The organism is Bacillus sp. AG4(2022), assembly GCF_031844465.1.
GTDB classification, from domain to species: domain Bacteria; phylum Bacillota; class Bacilli; order Bacillales; family Cytobacillaceae; genus Bacillus_AB; species Bacillus_AB infantis.
Map to the genome: position 1 here is coordinate 165570 of NZ_JAUZVH010000010.1, position 15248 is coordinate 180817.

At 42.2% G+C, this 15248-nt stretch carries 18 protein-coding genes and 1 pseudogene; 4 read left to right on the top strand and 15 right to left on the bottom strand.

Annotated features, from left to right (window positions below):
• Positions 1-248: 248 nt before the first annotated feature.
• The gene (gene wrbA / locus Q9R36_RS23195) at positions 249-872 is read left to right on the top strand and encodes an NAD(P)H:quinone oxidoreductase type IV (protein WP_224897598.1); all 624 of its coding nucleotides are present in this window, start codon (positions 249-251) and stop codon (positions 870-872) included.
• Between the two features lie 119 nt (positions 873-991).
• Here the strand turns inward: wrbA and Q9R36_RS23200 are convergent, their stop codons facing one another.
• The 3 genes from Q9R36_RS23200 to Q9R36_RS23210 all read right to left on the bottom strand — a co-directional run bounded on the left by Q9R36_RS23200 (position 992) and on the right by Q9R36_RS23210 (position 3659).
• Complete coding sequence (locus Q9R36_RS23200; RefSeq protein WP_224897600.1) at positions 992-1981, bottom strand: RNA polymerase sigma factor; 990 nt, start codon at positions 1979-1981, stop codon at positions 992-994.
• 79 nt (positions 1982-2060) lie between these two features.
• Complete coding sequence (locus Q9R36_RS23205; RefSeq protein WP_311225957.1) at positions 2061-2822, bottom strand: MerR family transcriptional regulator; 762 nt, start codon at positions 2820-2822, stop codon at positions 2061-2063.
• A gap of 18 nt (positions 2823-2840) precedes the next feature.
• A complete protein-coding gene (locus Q9R36_RS23210; RefSeq protein WP_224897604.1) occupies positions 2841-3659 on the bottom strand; it encodes a VOC family protein in 819 nt (272 codons plus the stop codon).
• Between the two features lie 249 nt (positions 3660-3908).
• On the opposite strand from Q9R36_RS23210, the gene Q9R36_RS23215 reads away from it, so the two are divergent.
• Positions 3909-5036: a metal ABC transporter solute-binding protein, Zn/Mn family gene (locus Q9R36_RS23215; RefSeq protein WP_311225958.1), complete on the top strand. Its 1128-nt coding sequence runs from the start codon at positions 3909-3911 to the stop codon at positions 5034-5036.
• A 61-nt stretch (positions 5037-5097) separates the two neighbouring features.
• Here Q9R36_RS23215 and Q9R36_RS23220 read toward each other — a convergent pair whose 3' ends face one another.
• Positions 5098-5703 (bottom strand): hypothetical protein, encoded by a 606-nt coding sequence (locus Q9R36_RS23220; protein ID WP_311225959.1) that lies wholly within the window; start codon positions 5701-5703, stop codon positions 5098-5100.
• Between the two features lie 304 nt (positions 5704-6007).
• Here Q9R36_RS23220 and Q9R36_RS23225 point away from each other — a divergent pair, with 304 nt between their 5' ends.
• Entirely contained in the window at positions 6008-6763 is a 756-nt protein-coding gene (locus Q9R36_RS23225) for an SDR family NAD(P)-dependent oxidoreductase (RefSeq protein WP_224897610.1), read from the top strand.
• Positions 6764-7042: 279 nt separating this feature from the next.
• Here Q9R36_RS23225 and Q9R36_RS23230 read toward each other — a convergent pair whose 3' ends face one another.
• The 9 genes from Q9R36_RS23230 to Q9R36_RS23270 form a co-directional block, all read right to left on the bottom strand.
• Positions 7043-7465: an RrF2 family transcriptional regulator gene (locus Q9R36_RS23230; protein WP_224897612.1), complete on the bottom strand. Its 423-nt coding sequence runs from the start codon at positions 7463-7465 to the stop codon at positions 7043-7045.
• Positions 7466-7524: 59 nt separating this feature from the next.
• Positions 7525-7920 (bottom strand): transcriptional regulator SpxA, encoded by a 396-nt coding sequence (gene spxA / locus Q9R36_RS23235; RefSeq protein WP_224897614.1) that lies wholly within the window; start codon positions 7918-7920, stop codon positions 7525-7527.
• Positions 7921-8172: 252 nt separating this feature from the next.
• A complete protein-coding gene (locus Q9R36_RS23240; RefSeq protein ID WP_224898150.1) occupies positions 8173-9177 on the bottom strand; it encodes a DUF3231 family protein in 1005 nt (334 codons plus the stop codon).
• 144 nt (positions 9178-9321) lie between these two features.
• A complete protein-coding gene (locus tag Q9R36_RS23245) occupies positions 9322-9834 on the bottom strand; it encodes an SRPBCC domain-containing protein (RefSeq protein WP_224897616.1) in 513 nt (170 codons plus the stop codon).
• Positions 9835-10777: 943 nt separating this feature from the next.
• Entirely contained in the window at positions 10778-11245 is a 468-nt protein-coding gene (locus Q9R36_RS23250) for a nucleoside 2-deoxyribosyltransferase (protein WP_311225960.1), read from the bottom strand.
• Between the two features lie 63 nt (positions 11246-11308).
• The gene (locus Q9R36_RS23255; protein ID WP_224897623.1) at positions 11309-11746 is read right to left on the bottom strand and encodes a hypothetical protein; all 438 of its coding nucleotides are present in this window, start codon (positions 11744-11746) and stop codon (positions 11309-11311) included.
• Positions 11746-11949, bottom strand: a complete 204-nt coding sequence (locus Q9R36_RS23260) for a helix-turn-helix transcriptional regulator (protein ID WP_101548009.1) — start codon at positions 11947-11949, stop codon at positions 11746-11748. Before Q9R36_RS23260 ends, Q9R36_RS23255 begins: the two co-directional genes overlap by 1 nt.
• A gap of 122 nt (positions 11950-12071) precedes the next feature.
• Complete coding sequence (locus Q9R36_RS23265) at positions 12072-12284, bottom strand: helix-turn-helix domain-containing protein (protein ID WP_101548011.1); 213 nt, start codon at positions 12282-12284, stop codon at positions 12072-12074.
• Positions 12285-12293: 9 nt separating this feature from the next.
• Positions 12294-12770, bottom strand: coding sequence for a DUF2975 domain-containing protein (locus tag Q9R36_RS23270; protein WP_224897625.1), 477 nt, complete (start codon positions 12768-12770; stop codon positions 12294-12296).
• A 176-nt stretch (positions 12771-12946) separates the two neighbouring features.
• On the opposite strand from Q9R36_RS23270, the gene Q9R36_RS23275 reads away from it, so the two are divergent.
• Positions 12947-13477, top strand: a complete 531-nt coding sequence (locus Q9R36_RS23275) for a hypothetical protein (RefSeq protein WP_311225961.1) — start codon at positions 12947-12949, stop codon at positions 13475-13477.
• 61 nt (positions 13478-13538) lie between these two features.
• Here Q9R36_RS23275 and Q9R36_RS23280 read toward each other — a convergent pair whose 3' ends face one another.
• The gene (locus Q9R36_RS23280; protein WP_311225962.1) at positions 13539-14423 is read right to left on the bottom strand and encodes a YitT family protein; all 885 of its coding nucleotides are present in this window, start codon (positions 14421-14423) and stop codon (positions 13539-13541) included.
• A gap of 103 nt (positions 14424-14526) precedes the next feature.
• Positions 14527-14909: pseudogene (locus Q9R36_RS23285) on the bottom strand (NUDIX hydrolase).
• Positions 14910-15248: the final 339 nt, after the last annotated feature.

Here is a 15248-nt window from a genome sequence, read left to right on the forward strand (position 1 = left end):
CTGATCCTGGCTCTTTAGGTGAAAGGGCTGGAATAAACAGTCGTCAGAATAGTTAAATTATTAAAATTATATCATTAAAATAAGAATTTCCGTGAGCTATTATTCAAAATTTTTCCTCCTGAAAAAATAAGAAAACAAACCCACAAACCTAAGTTTCCCTATTGAAAATTGAAGGTATAATCTCTCAAAGAGGGGGTAAACAATGAAGGAAAATTATTTTAATTTAGCTTTGAATGGAGGATTTTTTTATGACTGTCAAACTAGCAATCGTCTATTACAGCTCAACCGGAACAAATTACCAGATGGCTCAGTGGGCTGCTGAGGGCGCAAAGGAAGCCGGCGCTGAAGCCACAATCTACAAAGTTCAGGAGCTTGCGCCAGAAAGCGTTATTGAAGGTGTTCCTGCATGGAAAGCCCATTTGGAAGAAACAAAGGATGTTCCTGTAGTTACGCCTGATGATATCGCTGAAGCGGATGCCATTATCTTCAGTACACCTACCCGTTTCGGAAATATGGCAGCCCAGATGAAGCAGTTCCTCGATACAACCGGCGGCATCTGGGGCTCGGGAAAAACAGTTAATAAGGTTGTCAGCGGCATGACTTCTGCACAAAACCCCCATGGCGGGCAGGAGGCAACCATCCTTTCATTCTATACAACCATGTACCATTGGGGTGCCATTGTCGTAACACCAGGATATTCAGATCAATCTTTATTCCCTGCTGGCGGCAATCCTTATGGAGCAAGCGTCACTGTCGACCAAAACAATGAAATAGTTGGCGATAAGGATGCTTATAAGGGCGCAATCAAATACCAGGCGAAACGCGTTATCGGGATTGCTGAATCCGTTAAGAATGGTGCAGGGCAGCAGTAAAGCAAATAAGCAATCAGCTCGCCGGCTGGTTGCTTTTTTTGCGTAAACCTAATGGTTGACTGTGCTGAATTTGTGTGAACAAGACAGCCTTGAACCTGCATCAAATAGGGATCTTCTGATTAAAAAGGTTCACGCTTTCCATAATCCGTGATCCTCTCCCATTCCTGTCCAAACAGGTCTTTCTCTGTATCAAGCTTTAATGAAAGTTCAGCCGCAGCCTCCTCCAGGAATTCCCGGCAAAAATAATAGCTTTTATGCCGGATGAGCTTTCCTTCTTCAATTTCCACTGTGGCAATGTCCCATAAAACAGGGCCTGAACCGGCATCTCTGGTATAGATGACTGTATACCGTCCCCATAAGACAGCAAGCTTTGCGGAAAGACCAGCTGTACTGCCGCCCCAGTCACCCATAGAGTTCTTCCGTATCTGTGTTTTCCCGATATCCATGCCCTGTCCGATCACTTCATTTGTCGCATACTCACCAAGAAGCTGGCCGATAGACTGGAAATCGCCCCTTACAAAATAGTCCATATACTGTTGGATGACTTGTTTTTTTTCATCTGTCAGCATTGCCTCTTGGAAAGGAAGGTTTGGCACCGCTCTCTGCCTTTTGAGATTAGCTCTTGCCCGGCTTAGCAAGGATTGGACACCTCCTTCTGTTGAACCGATGATCTCAGCGGTTTCCCGGATGGTGAAACGGTATACCTCTGCTAATAGAATGGCCGCTGCCTGCTTTGCCGGCAATTGATGAATCAGAATCTCAACACTTTCAAGCACTTCTGAATAAGACACGATATCGCCATCCGGAATTCTTTCCAGCTCCATATCAAGCAGCTCAGGCGATTTTTTCCTGAAATGGTCCATCCAAGTATTCGTCGCAATCCGGAACAGGTAGCTTTTTGCATTCGTCGCCTGCCCGACCCTTGATAAAGAAGAAAATGCCTTTAACAGTGTGTCCTGCAGCAAATCTTCCGCGTCCCACGGTGTTCCCGTCAGCTTCCGGCAATAATGCCACAGCTGATCCCTGTATGGCTGAACGATGTATTCAAATGAAGATGCTAGCTCCTCCATATCTTTACTGATGGAAGACAAATCATTATGTTTCTTCACAAAAATCCCCCTTTTTTGTCTATTCAATCTGTAAGACGGAATTGAATTATGAAAACATACGGGCGGCATAAAATTTAATTTATTTTTTTAGCGGAATGAGATAACTGAACGTCCGGCTTTCCGGGGATTCATATTTTTCCATTTTAATACCCTCTGCCTTGAATCCAAACCTCTGAATCTGCCACATAAAGTGGAAACAGGTGAAAGGATCATACACATTGCATTCCACGGCAGCAAATAAACTCGGGCCAGTCCGCTCAGTATACATGTCTCTATAACAGCCAATTTCTTTGCAGGGCTGGTTTTGTAAAAGGCAGCCCACTTCCCCGGTTATTGTATCTCCCTTTGATTCTAACGTTCTTACAAATACCCCTGCCTTTGTCTCAATCCTTAACGTCTTCAGTCTTTCGCTTATTTCAAACATTTCCTCTTGAAAAGGATGAAATGTCCTTGGGACAGTGCGCCGGAACCAGATGAAGAAGCTGTCCCCCTCCCATTTAACGAGGTGCAGATGCCGCTCTTCAGCATCCATGGAGTTCAAGTACTGTTTAGCGATATTCATGGAAGCAAGCTTTTCCTCTAATTCCCTCTTCCATCCGGATATCCAATTCATCTTCTCTTCTTCTTCACCCTGCAAATAGGATTGTATTTCTTCTATTTTTATATCAGCCTGCCGGAGAGAATGGATGACCATTGCCTTGTGTATCTGTTCTTCTGTATAAATACGATAGCCTTTTTCACTGCGGCCTGCTGGCTCAATCAATTTTTTCCGGTCATAAAAACGGAGAGTGCTCGGAGGAAGCCCAGTACGCTCAGCAAACTTCTGTATATTCATTTCCATTGCAGTACCTGCTTTCTTTTACGAAGGATATGACCAGACATTGATCATGTTCCCATCAGGGTCATAGAAATGGAAACCGCCCCACCCTGCGGTTGGATTGCCCGCAATTTCTGATGGACTCAAACCATTTTTCGACAAAAGCTCATATGTTTGATAAAACTCATCAGGCCTAAGATCAAAATAATTCCTCGCTGAAGGGCTCCCTTTTTCAAAAGCATCGATATCAGCCTTTTCCAGCCATACACTGTCAAGGAATACTTGTTTATGCTGAATCCAATCGTAAGCATCTTCCAGCTGCATATGAGCAAACTCGCTCCCAAAGCGTTTGGCCAGTTTAAATCCTAAGTGTTCCTCATACCAGGAGATTGCATCATCCAGATTTCTCACGGCAATTCTTGCATTAACAGGACCGAATCCCGTGATTCTCGCATCCGGAAATTGACCTGCTTCATCGGGATTATACACAGCTGTGATTCTCGCCTTTTCAAAGGCAATTATATCAAAACTCTTAAGTCCTCCTGGGAGCTCAGCTATCGGAGTTACTTCAATCCCCTCATTCTTAAAATAAGTGAGGGACCTGTCAATATCCAATATTTCAAAACATAGCCTCAATTGACCTTCAATGCCGCTCCCCTTTTGAAAGTGCTCAAAATTCCCTTCAAAAGATTTCAGTGTGACAACCCCCAGTCTTGGCATCTTCATAAAGGCTTTTTTGCCGACCGGCGAAATCACCTTATCCAGGCAGCTCCAGCCAAAATGCTTTGTGTACCACTCCACCCCTTCCTCGAATCCATCCCATGAAACCATAATAAAGCCGCCATCCCAACGAAATGTCATTTTGCAAACCTCCTCCATTAAAATACGGAAAGTTCTTCCATACCTAATACTAAAGCTTAAAGTTAGTTTAAGGTCAAACATAATTTTGAAAAATCTTAAAATGTTTGTTTGCTATTTTAAAATTCTTGCATTAGAATACAAATAGTAATCATTACGTTTTAATATGATGCGCAGCTATTTTTTATCGGTTAAATCGGAATGATTTCTACTTACATTACATAATTGGTTTAGAGAATAGGAGATAAAACGATGAAAATGAAAAAATGGAAAAATGTCCTGCTCGGCACTATGCTTGTCTCCTCTGCTTTCCTGGCAGCCTGTTCAGGTGCAGATAATGAAGGCAAGTCCGGTGAGGGAAATACCGGAGAGAAACTTCAAGTTTTCACCACAATTTTCCCTCTTGAGGATTTTGCAAAAAAAATCGGCGGGGATGAAGTTGAAGTTGAGAGCATTTATCCGCCGAATATTGATGCCCACTCTTATGAGCCGGATATTAAAACGATGACAAATATAGCAGACGCAGACCTGTTCATCTATACAGGTGCCGGTGTTGAAGGATTTGCAGAAAAGGCTGAAAAAACACTGCAAGGCGAAAAAGTGAAAATTATTAAAGCGGCTGAGGGAATTGAACTTTTAAAAACGGCGGATGAGCATAGCCATTATGAAGAAGAACACTCTCATGATGAGGAAGACCATAAGCACTCTGAAGAAGGGCATTCTTATGAAGAAGAAGAACACGGCCACTCTGAAATGGGCCACTCCTATGAAGGAGAAGGCCATGAGCATTCTGAAGAGAGCCACTCCCATGAAGAAGAAGACCATGGCCACTCCCAGGATGACGGGCACCACCACGGCGATCATGACCCTCACGTTTGGCTTGATCCATCAAAGGCTATAACACTGGCGAAAAATATAAAGAACAGTATGACTGAATTAAAACCTGAAGCAAAAGAACAGTTTGAGGATAACTTTAAGGTTCTGAAAGAACAGCTTACTTCATTGGATGCTGAGTTTAAACAAACGATAGCAGAAAGCAATACAAAATATATTCTTGTATCCCATGCGGCTTATGGCTACTGGCAGGAGAGGTATGGTCTTGAACAAATCGCGATCGCAGGCCTGTCCCCTACACAGGAGCCCAGCCAGCAGCAGCTTGCAAAGATTATAGAAGAATCCCGGAAGCATGAACTGAATTATATCCTGTTTGAACAGAATGTTGAATCTCGTGTTGCAAAAGTCATTCAGGATGAAATCGGTGCGGAAAGTATGACTCTTCATAATCTTGAAGCGGTCACCGAGGAAGATATTAAAAATAAAGAAGACTATTTCTCCATCATGGAGCAGAATTTAGAAACCCTTAAAACAGTTTTGAACTAACAGACCACCTTTTGATCACAGTTTTATTCTCCCAGAAACACTGCTATAGCTCCCCTCCCTTTTAGGTGCGGGGATTTTTCATTTTATTCATTCCAGCAGATTGTTTGTACCGCTTTTCCATCCACAGAAAAAAATTCGTAACAATCTTTGCAGTCAAAAGGACAATTAAATACCCTGCAAACAAATGAAGATAATGTGTGTTTCCATACATGCGAAAAAGGCCAACTGCAATTAAGAATGGCTTGAAGACAAACGCTAAAAATACTGCTGTGAGGATGGTATACACATAATAGTTCTTTCCTTTGTTTAAAGTCCACTGATAGATAAGCAAAAAAACGACAGGTATTAAGCTCGAATCAATGGATATTCCAGGCGTCACTGGAATCAATGGAAACGGGTAATTCCAAAAGCCGCTGTTTTTGCCGAACCAGTCTGTATAATTGAAAAACACATGAATGCTGTAACCATAAAAACCAAGCAGAAAAATCTTGCTTCGATCTATTTTGAAATAAAGCACAATGAGCGGAACAAAGAAAAATGCCGCCATCAGCCAGTACTCAAAGGATGTATACAGCGAATAATCCATCCAGTACGAATTAAGGGCGTCCTGCCCTTTTTCGTTAAGCTCGACAATTTTATCAAATTCCTTTACCCTTTTATTCTCCATTACTTATCATCCTTATGAGTTGCTTAATGAATATTTTTTTGAAGGCTGTTTTAAAATTAATTATTCTGTTCTCCATAACTATAATATCAATCAAATTTTTCAAAAATATTCCTCGAACAGTTTGGTATCCAGTAATTATGGCATATGGGGGCACCATGTTAAGCAGTGCCCTCTTATCTGGCAGAAAAAAGGCCACATGCATCCGTATTAGTCAGATGACATGTTTAAATACATTTAATTAGAGAAAAATTAGAGAGTGCACATAAATAAGTCAAATTTCTTCATACAGCAAGGAGGAAGATTCATGAGCAGCAATAAAACAGCTATCATAACAGGTGCGGGAAGCGGAATAGGACAATCCACTGCCGTTCGTTTAGCAAAAGAAGGTGTCGATATAGCAGTTGTCGATATTAGTGAAAAAGGCGGAAATGAAACAGTCGAGATGGTTAAAGGACTGGGTGCTGCTGCTATCTTTATTAAAGCAGATGTCTCCAGGAAAGAAGAAGTTAAGAATTATGTAGACAAGACCCTTGAAGAATTCGGCAAGATAGATTACTTCTTTAATAATGCCGGTATTTCCGGAAGCGGACAATTTTTTCTTAACACAAGCGTAGAGGAAATTGAGCAAATTGTTGGCATTAATTTAATGGGAGCGCTGTATGGTGTACGCTATGTTGCCGAAGCGATGCTCAGGAACGGCGGAGGTTCAATCGTAAATACAGCTTCAAGCGCAGGTGTGATCGGGCAGGATTCTGTTGTAACATATTCGGCTACCAAGCATGGAATTGTCGGCCTCACGAAGAGTATGGTCGCAGAGTATGCAAAAGATGGCTTGAGAGTGAATGCCATTGCCCCAGGACCCACGGAAACTCCCATGGTGAAAGAATTTTATGCAGCAAATCCCGAAATGAAGGTGAATGCCACCGGCGGCATACCGCAAAAAAGATTAGGAACACCGGAAGAAGTCGCAGAGCTTGTTGTTTTCTTATTAACTTCAAAAGCAGAATATATTAATGGTGAAGTGATCCGTATTGACGGAGGCTTTACAAATACTAAATAGCACCAGGACTATTAGATAGATGCAAAATGAGCAGGGGGGATTCCCTCTGCACTTTCTTGTCCGATTATGGAATATCCCATTCAACTGTCACCAGCTCTTTTCGATACTGCCGGTCTGCTTCTCCTGCACTTCAATCTCTTCGCAAAATGAGGAAAGTTTGGCCTTGTGAGTATCCTTGCTGGCGCAAATGCCTTAATGAGAGTCACAGTCCCTAATTGATATGCATGGCAAAAAGACCGGCTGCCCCTTGGAGCAGCCGGTCTTTCCCATGTCGCACCGTTATCGGCAGCCATCTTCCCGATTAACAAGTCCGACTATATCTTTAATCGTATAATCTTTCAGATATAACCCAAGATGCTCTTCTGCGCCGATGAAAATGCTGAAGAGAACTTTTTGCATGTTGGCTCCTACAATGCACTGCTCGTTGGATTCCGGACATTTAGGCTGCAATGCGCCCTCAGAGGTTATCTTATAGATATCCCATAAATTGACATCATCCAGCTCTTTTGCAAAAATAAATCCGCCTCCGGTGCCTTCCTTGGACTTGATGAAGCCATTCCTTTTTAACAGGCTCAATACTTTGCGGATCCGTACAGGATGAACCCCGGCGCTCTTGGAAATTGCCTCGCTTGTAGACATCCGGTCCAGCTGCAGCGCAAGATAGGCTAAGCTGTGAATGGCTAGTGTAAAGTCGCTGTTCATGGATAGCCTCCTAACTAAGCAGTGTTCCCGGCCCTTCTGCTCTTTTGTATTTCAGCAGATCAATTGGCCAATTGCTGCTTTTGCATGAAAGAGAAAGTGCGCAGCTTCCTTGGAAGAAAACTTCGGATTTCTTCATCATTATATCCCACCTGCAGCCTTTTTTCATCCATGATGATCGGCCTTCTCAGCATCTGAGGATTGTCGGCAATTAACTGGTACAGCTCTTTCAGTGGAAGAGAATCGATTTCCATATCCAGCTGCTGATAAGCTTTTGATTTAGTTGAGATGATTTCTTCTGTCCCATTTTCTGTCATGCGCAGAATGGATTTAATTTCTTCAACAGTAAGGGGTTCGTTAATGATATTCCTCTCAGTATACTCAATTTGATGCTCTTCAAGCCATGCCTTAGCTTTGCGGCAGGATGTACAGCTGGATGATACATATAGATTGACCATTAATCATGCACTCCTTTTATGAAGATTTAATGTTATATTGTGATTTTTATTTATCCATATTAAAGTGTAAAATAAAATGTTACAGTTATAGCAGAAAAATAAGGAATATTTCTGATTCCTTACTGTAATTTTAATATTTACAGTTGAAAAAGTCAACCTGTTTCTTGCTTAGGGAGCTGGTTATTTATTCATTAAATTCAGCCCCCCGGCCTTCAGATTGCTGCAAAAGACGGTTTAATGAATACTACTTCATTACTCCTTAGCCAAGGCTTCATGGTCTGCTGCTGCCGGAGGAGCCTCAAACCAGCCATTTCTAATCATAAGCTGCATGCCATCCTCGGCAATTAAAGCAATTTCTACATTCATTCTGGTATATGCAGAAACAATGTCCCTTCTTTGACTGAGGGCGGCTGCTTCGCCATAATAACTGATCGCTGCCGACAAAAGGCCGGTAATATGGAAAAGCATCAGCTTATCGGAAAATGGTGAAACAGCTGAATCAGTCACCTCCGATTCAAAGACTTTGGGGACATGCAGATTCTCTTCTTTCAGTAATGAAGCAAGTATTTCAAAATGCTTTACACAAAGCCCTCTTGCCCTTTCCATATATGTTCTTATTTCTTTGGATTTGCATACCTGGCTGAAGCCAAGTTCCAGCACCATCTTTACCATTGTTTTCTGCATATTGAGAAAGACACCGCTGATTTCAATCGCGTTGATGGGCCTCCGCTTCCCAAGCCAGCCCGTCAAATAGCCTTTTTTAATAAAATGCACTGTCTGTCTATTATGGAGGGTTGGTGCTTTATCAATGATTCCTTTTTGCAGCGCAATTTCTGTAGTCCGATCATACAGATCTAAGCCCTCTGACGTACAGCGCATAAAATATTGCCTGATATCCTTTCGTGAGCAAACTGACGTTGCCCCGGCATATCTGGTCAGTCCATGTAGTGACATGATATGTAAATAAACGATTTTGAAAGTATCAGTGAACAATCCTGGTACATCTGCTTTAACATCTTCCTCAGAAAAGCCAACAGGTACTGGCTGGTTTTCATTTTTCAAAAGTAGTTTAATTTTTTCAAGGTGCCTCTCTGATAATTTCAGGGCGAAAGCAAATACTTCCCGGATATTTTCATCCTTGGCATCTTGCAGAAAATGCTTCAGCACACATCTTGATAAACTGTCATTCATGTATTGTGACCATACCACTGCATATTCTGAAGCATTCATCTTTGTATCATGCTGAATCTGTTTAATGATAATCCCCCCCGCCTTAATATCTTTATTTTTAGCATTTTTGCTATAATTATTTTTCTGATTTAAAAAACAGGTTGATTTTTCATCCTCATTTGCTTACTGCATAGAAAAAAGCCAAACCCTCAGATTTGGCCCTGCCATTTGTCATACCATATTCCCTGCTAAAAGTGCATCCAATTTTTTCAGCTGGGAAGAGAATCCCTCTGCCGCCCCCATATCAATGATCTGCCTGATAGCTGCTTTGGAAGGAAATTCAGTGACGGACACATACTTCGTTATCCCATCTTCTTCACTAAAGGTTGCCGTTATTAATGTTTTAGGCAAAGATTCGTTTATATTCCCTTCTTCATCTGAGAATGCATCTGTATGGACAATTTTCTCAGGCGCAGAAATTTCCTTAAAGACTGCAAGCCCCCACGACTCCATCCCATAAAAGTCCCCCTGGCTTTTGTCTTTGCAGGTCATAGCATAATGCCATATTCCGCCTGGTTCAAATTCGAATTTTTTATTCTTCGTTTCCCAGCCCTCTGGCCCCCACCAGCTTTCCAGCAGTTTGGAATCTGAGAATGCTTTAAATACTTCCTCCCTCGGTGCATCAAAATTCCACTCCATTACCAGATTATTGCCCTCTTCCCTCATAACCAGTTTTCCGCTCATTTCTTGCGCCTCCCTTTTCGAATGTTCCGCGCTGTCTTTAACTTCTGTCCGTTTTTATATTCAACAGACAGGAAACAATTCCTTTCAGACAGGCTTCAATACATTTCGACAATCTGCTGTCAGAGTGGCACCTGCACAAACAGTGCGTTCATACTCCAAAAGGATTATGAATACATCCAATGGTATAAATGCGATCCTAATAAAAGTTAATCATTAAAAAATGCCGCTTTCATAAATAATAAGCGGCGTAAAGCTTGGACGAATTAAGATTAGTATTTCTCATAGTTGGGTTCTCTGCTTTTTGCTTTTGCTATACTTCACCGCGCCTCCAGAAATGAAGAATACAGTGACCATGATGCAGGAAAAAGTATAGATTCTCTCGTCTTCTATTGGTACAAGCTCAGTAAGAAACAGCCATAAGGCAAAAGGGACATGATTGCCAATGCCCCGGCTGCCACCGGGTCCAATCTGATGAAAAGATTTTCGCGTATTTTAAAAGACGGCTCTAATGCAAACTCCAAAATAATGCCAAGAGCCAATGGAATGATTATAAACATCTGATTTTCCTTTCCATATTTCCAGAGATCCGGCCCCTTATTAGCAATCCGGATACAAAGGTCCTTTTTTCTTGGCTGTAAGGATCAAAACTCCGGCGGATATAAGAAGGCCTGAAATAATTAATGTGGGCAGACTCAAAACACCAATAACAATAAAATTGATCCCTGAGCTTTCGGATTCTTATATAGAGTTAGAATGCCTGCGAGGTTAAGGAACAGCATAAGGAGCCAAAAAACGAGAAATAGAATAAGCACTGCCTCGACAAAATTCATAGTCCCGCCCGCTATCTCCCGGGCTGCAGCAGTTCCATCCTGCCCTGCCACTTCCCGCACTTGTGGTTATCGTTGTGACAGACAAATTGAGTTATATAGAATAACCATTGCCTTTAAATAAGCGGGCCTTTATAAGGAATTTTAGGCATATTGATAAAGTCATATGCGGCAATCTCATCTGCCCTGGTCAGGTAAGCATGCAGGCTTTCCGCCAGCATTAAATTCGGAATGCTCGCTTCTTTTTCTTTTATCAGTATTATCGGCTTTTGCATTGCATACGCATAGCCCAGTTCAAAGGCAGTTCCGCTGTCCACAGAGTTTTCTTCATAGTCGTGAATGGCAACTACCACGTCAGAACGCCGCAAAAACCTTAAATCATTTTGGAAAACAGTCTTCCTCCAAGTATCAGATGCAAAAGTCAGCTGCGGGAACTGATAAAATCTCGCCGAGAAGAAATCAGCCACATAAGGATTCTTCTTCAGCGCATTCTCCAGCCTCCCGATTCTTTCCAGCTGCTCCTCATTAAAAAAGGGGCTGGCGATAAAAACCCTTATCGTCCTGAAAAACTGATTTTTTTCCATCGTTATTCCTCCGCATTTTTTGTATATATATGTTCAGGAGGACTGTGATTATGTTAAATCCTTTTATTCGTCTTCCTCATCATGCAAATCTGCCTGTTTCAGCCGCAGCCTGTAAATGTAAAAGGAAGGTATTCCTCCGCACACAGCGGCAATAAAACCGAAGAGCAGACCATCACCCCATCCATAGCCCGGTGTTATACTGATCAGATAAGAAATGATGGCAGCCACTGCCAGGATGGCTGTTAGGCTTACAATGAATGGCTTTTTCGGATCTTTTCCCTGTCTTTCATGCTCCACACTCACACTCATGGATAGATAAGCAAATACAACCGAGGTTCCGATAAAAACAAGCCAAAGCGGATTTTCACGCATAGCTTCCATGCCGCCTTGCAATAAATCGTATGCAAGAATGCAAAGGATCCCCAGCGTCTGGATGATATAGACTATCCGTACATGCTCTAAATTCCTCTGCTTCAAACGTTCATCCGTAATTTTTTTCATTAAAGGTCCTCCTCTTCAACCCAGAATAATTCGTCCAGCTTTGACTGGACTGCATAGCAGATCTGGAGGCACAGCTTTAAAGAAGGATTATACTTACCCTTTTCAATTAAGCTCACCGTCTGCCTGGTAATCCCCACCCGGTCCGCCAGCTCCTGCTGGGTCAGCTCTGCCTGCAGCCGGGCCAGCTTCACATTATTTTTCATATATTCTTCCTCCAAACAGAATGTAACATATATATTCCTTTTTGTAAAATATATATTCCATCTCCAGATAATACGTGCTGTCAAAAAAAGAGACAGGCTCGCCCTGTCTCTTCATACTTCTGCTATTCTTCTTCTCCACGGTATTCGAGAATATCGCCCGGCTGGCAGTCCAGCGCCCTGCAGATACTGTCAAGTGTGGAAAGCCGCACTGCCTTTGCTTTGCCGTTCTTCAGTATTGAGAGATTGGCCATGGTGATTCCCACCCGCTCGGACAGCTCTGTAACACTCATTTTCCTTTTTGCCAGCATAACATCTATGTTAATGATAATCGCCATTCCTTCACCTCAGATAGTCAGTTCATTTTCATTTTTCATAGTAAGCGCGCTCCGCAGCAGCTCCTTCAGGACAGCTGCAAATACACTGATGACAAAAGAACAGAAAGCAATGGCTGCACCCATCAGCAGAACTCCTGGATGAAGAGCACCGGCAGCTCCGACTCCGATGATGCCGGCAGCGTAAATCAGTCCCAAAGCAATGCCGCAGTTCCTGATGCGGCGGAGCGACTGAACAGAGAGATCGGAAAAAGCAGTCTGTCCTTCAATATATCTTAGTAGATTCCATGCTTCGTACAAGGCTATATAAAATGGAATGGCAGCCCCATACATGCCTAAAAGAACCGGCCATTTCAAATAAGAAAATTCAGGGTTCTCTGCAGCTGCATCCCCTGCAAGTTCAGGCAGAAGAAAAATGCAGAGGATGGCCACGATCAATCCCATAATAAGGATGGCGGCTTTCAGAAAACTAGTTATAGCTTTGTTCATAAGGTACCTCCGGTTTAAGGATAATTATATTAATAGTAATACAGTTTTTATCGTATTTCAATAAAAATCAAATACATTTCAGCAAAAATTCAATGTTTTTTAATATAAAACAGTTGACTTTATTTATTGATTTGCGATAAATTATTACTATATATCAATGTTGGGGGCAGTTCATTATGACATCTTTTTTGTTTTTGGGAATCATCGGAATTACTTTATTGCTTATTTTTTTCAAAAAGAACCCTTCACTTGAGGGGAGGGCAGCCAATCGGATGATGGTTAATTTATTGAGTAATACTTCCTGGTACCAAATCCAATGGAAAGCTGGTTTGTTTTTATTTATTTCCAATGCGCTTCTGTTTTCAGCAACACTGCTGATTTTGTATGTGCTGCTGTTTATTAATATACCTTATATACACCTGGTAATCATGTTTCTGGCAACAGCCTTTAGCATCCGTTTATGGCTCAATATGAAACTGGCATGGAAAGGCTCTAAAAAGGGACGTTTAAAAGTGGGGCTGATTGGAAGCAGCTTTTATCTATTTTTATTCATTTTCTTTCTTTATCAGTTTGCAGCAGCAGAGTCTGAATTTCCTGGGGATGACCCCTTTATGCGGGCCATTGGTTTCTTATTCGGAATGATTGTGGCAGCCACAGCATGCATTTCCTGTATATCGGTTATTAGTATTTCTGCACCTGCAAAATGAAAAGGCAGACTTTATGTCCGCCTTTTTGCATAGCAGGTAAAATAATGGCCTGTTCTGCTTTTTAATGGATGCTTCTCTTTTTAAATCGTCCGCCCCTAACTTCTGTGATGTCAGCAATCGCTAAAAAGGCGGACGGATCAAATTCCTCAAGGATGCTGGTGAGCTTGGATTCTTCAAGTCTGTTGATGATGCAGAAGATTACTTTCTTATCATCACCTGTGTAAGCGCCTTCCCCTTTCAAATACGTAACGCCGCGTCCCAGCCTGTCATTGATGGTATCGCCGATAATATCAGCTTCTTCGCTGATGATCCAGACTGATTTAGATGCCTCGAGGCCGTCAGCGACAATATCAATCGCTTTTGCGGCGATGACATAGGCAAGTATAGAATACATGGCCCGGTCCCATGTGTAGACAAAACCTGCAGAGCCCAGAATGAAAAAGTTGATGAACATGACGATTTCCCCTACAGAAAAAGGGACACGCTTGCTGATGACGATGGACAGAACTTCAGTCCCGTCAAGCGCTCCGCCATTGCGGATGACAAGCCCTACGCCAATTCCGAGAAAAATGCCGCCGAAAATTGTGGCTAAAAGAATATCCTCTGTAAAAGGAGGGATTGGGTGAAAGAATGAAGCGAAAAGGGAGAGCATGATGATGCCGTAGATGGCAGAAAGCGAAAATGTCTTGCCCATCTGCTTGTAGCCCAGATAGATGAAAGGCAAGTTCAAAACGAATAAAAATAATCCCAGCTTGATTCCTGTTATATGTGAAAGCATAATGGATATACCTGTAATTCCGCCGTCGATTACCTGGTTGGGGATCAGGAAAATTTCAAGCCCGGTAGCCATCAGCAATGCACCAAGCGTTATAAATACCATGCGCTGGATAATCTTGAGCCTGGAAAGCTTTTTATGGCCCTTCTTTAATGTTATAAGTTCTTCCAAGTGGCACACCTCTATATTGTATTTGTTTTCAATTATACCTTAAGTCTGCTATTTTAGAGGTGTTTGAGGATCGGTTGATGGTTCACCGGGCATGCTTTCAATTTTAAAAAAACCGCATATTCAGTCTTGCCACTTCAGCCGGTCTTACAGGCAAATCTGCCAATGAACCGATATCCAACCAAAGCGGCTCATATGTGCCGCGGCCCCTTGCCAGATCGAATTCTTCTCCTGACCCGCTTCCAAAAATACCAGCCATTATCTCTGCAAAATAAAAAATTGCTGTCCATTATAATCATGACGGACCAGCAGTCTTCCAACCTTAACTTCAATTCCCAGTTCTTCAAGGACTTCACGTGCTGCTGCCTCCTCAGGCAGCTCTCCAGGCTCTGCCCCTCCGCCAGGGAACACATAATATTCCTCACTTTCCCTGATCCGCTTAATGAGTGCCAGTTTCCCCTCCTTAATGATTACCGCCCTGCCGCACATTCTCAATTCGCTCCACTTCCCTTTCGTAGAAAGACTTCCTAGACTCCTTCTCCTGGAAGCTACATTTTTAATTTCAATTAAAATAGAGGTCTAGCTCTACCGACTGATACCGCTGTTTTTGATTTTTTCTGAAATAGTGATCTAGCTCTTTCCACTGGAACCACTATTTTTGATTTTCATTGAAATAGTGGTTCTAGCTCTTTCCGCTGGAACCACTATTTTTGATTTTCTTTGATATAGTGGTTCTAGCTCATCCCACTGGAACCACTATTTTTGATTTTCTTTGATATAGTGGTTCTAGCTCATCCCACTGGAACCACTATTTTTAATTTTCTTTGA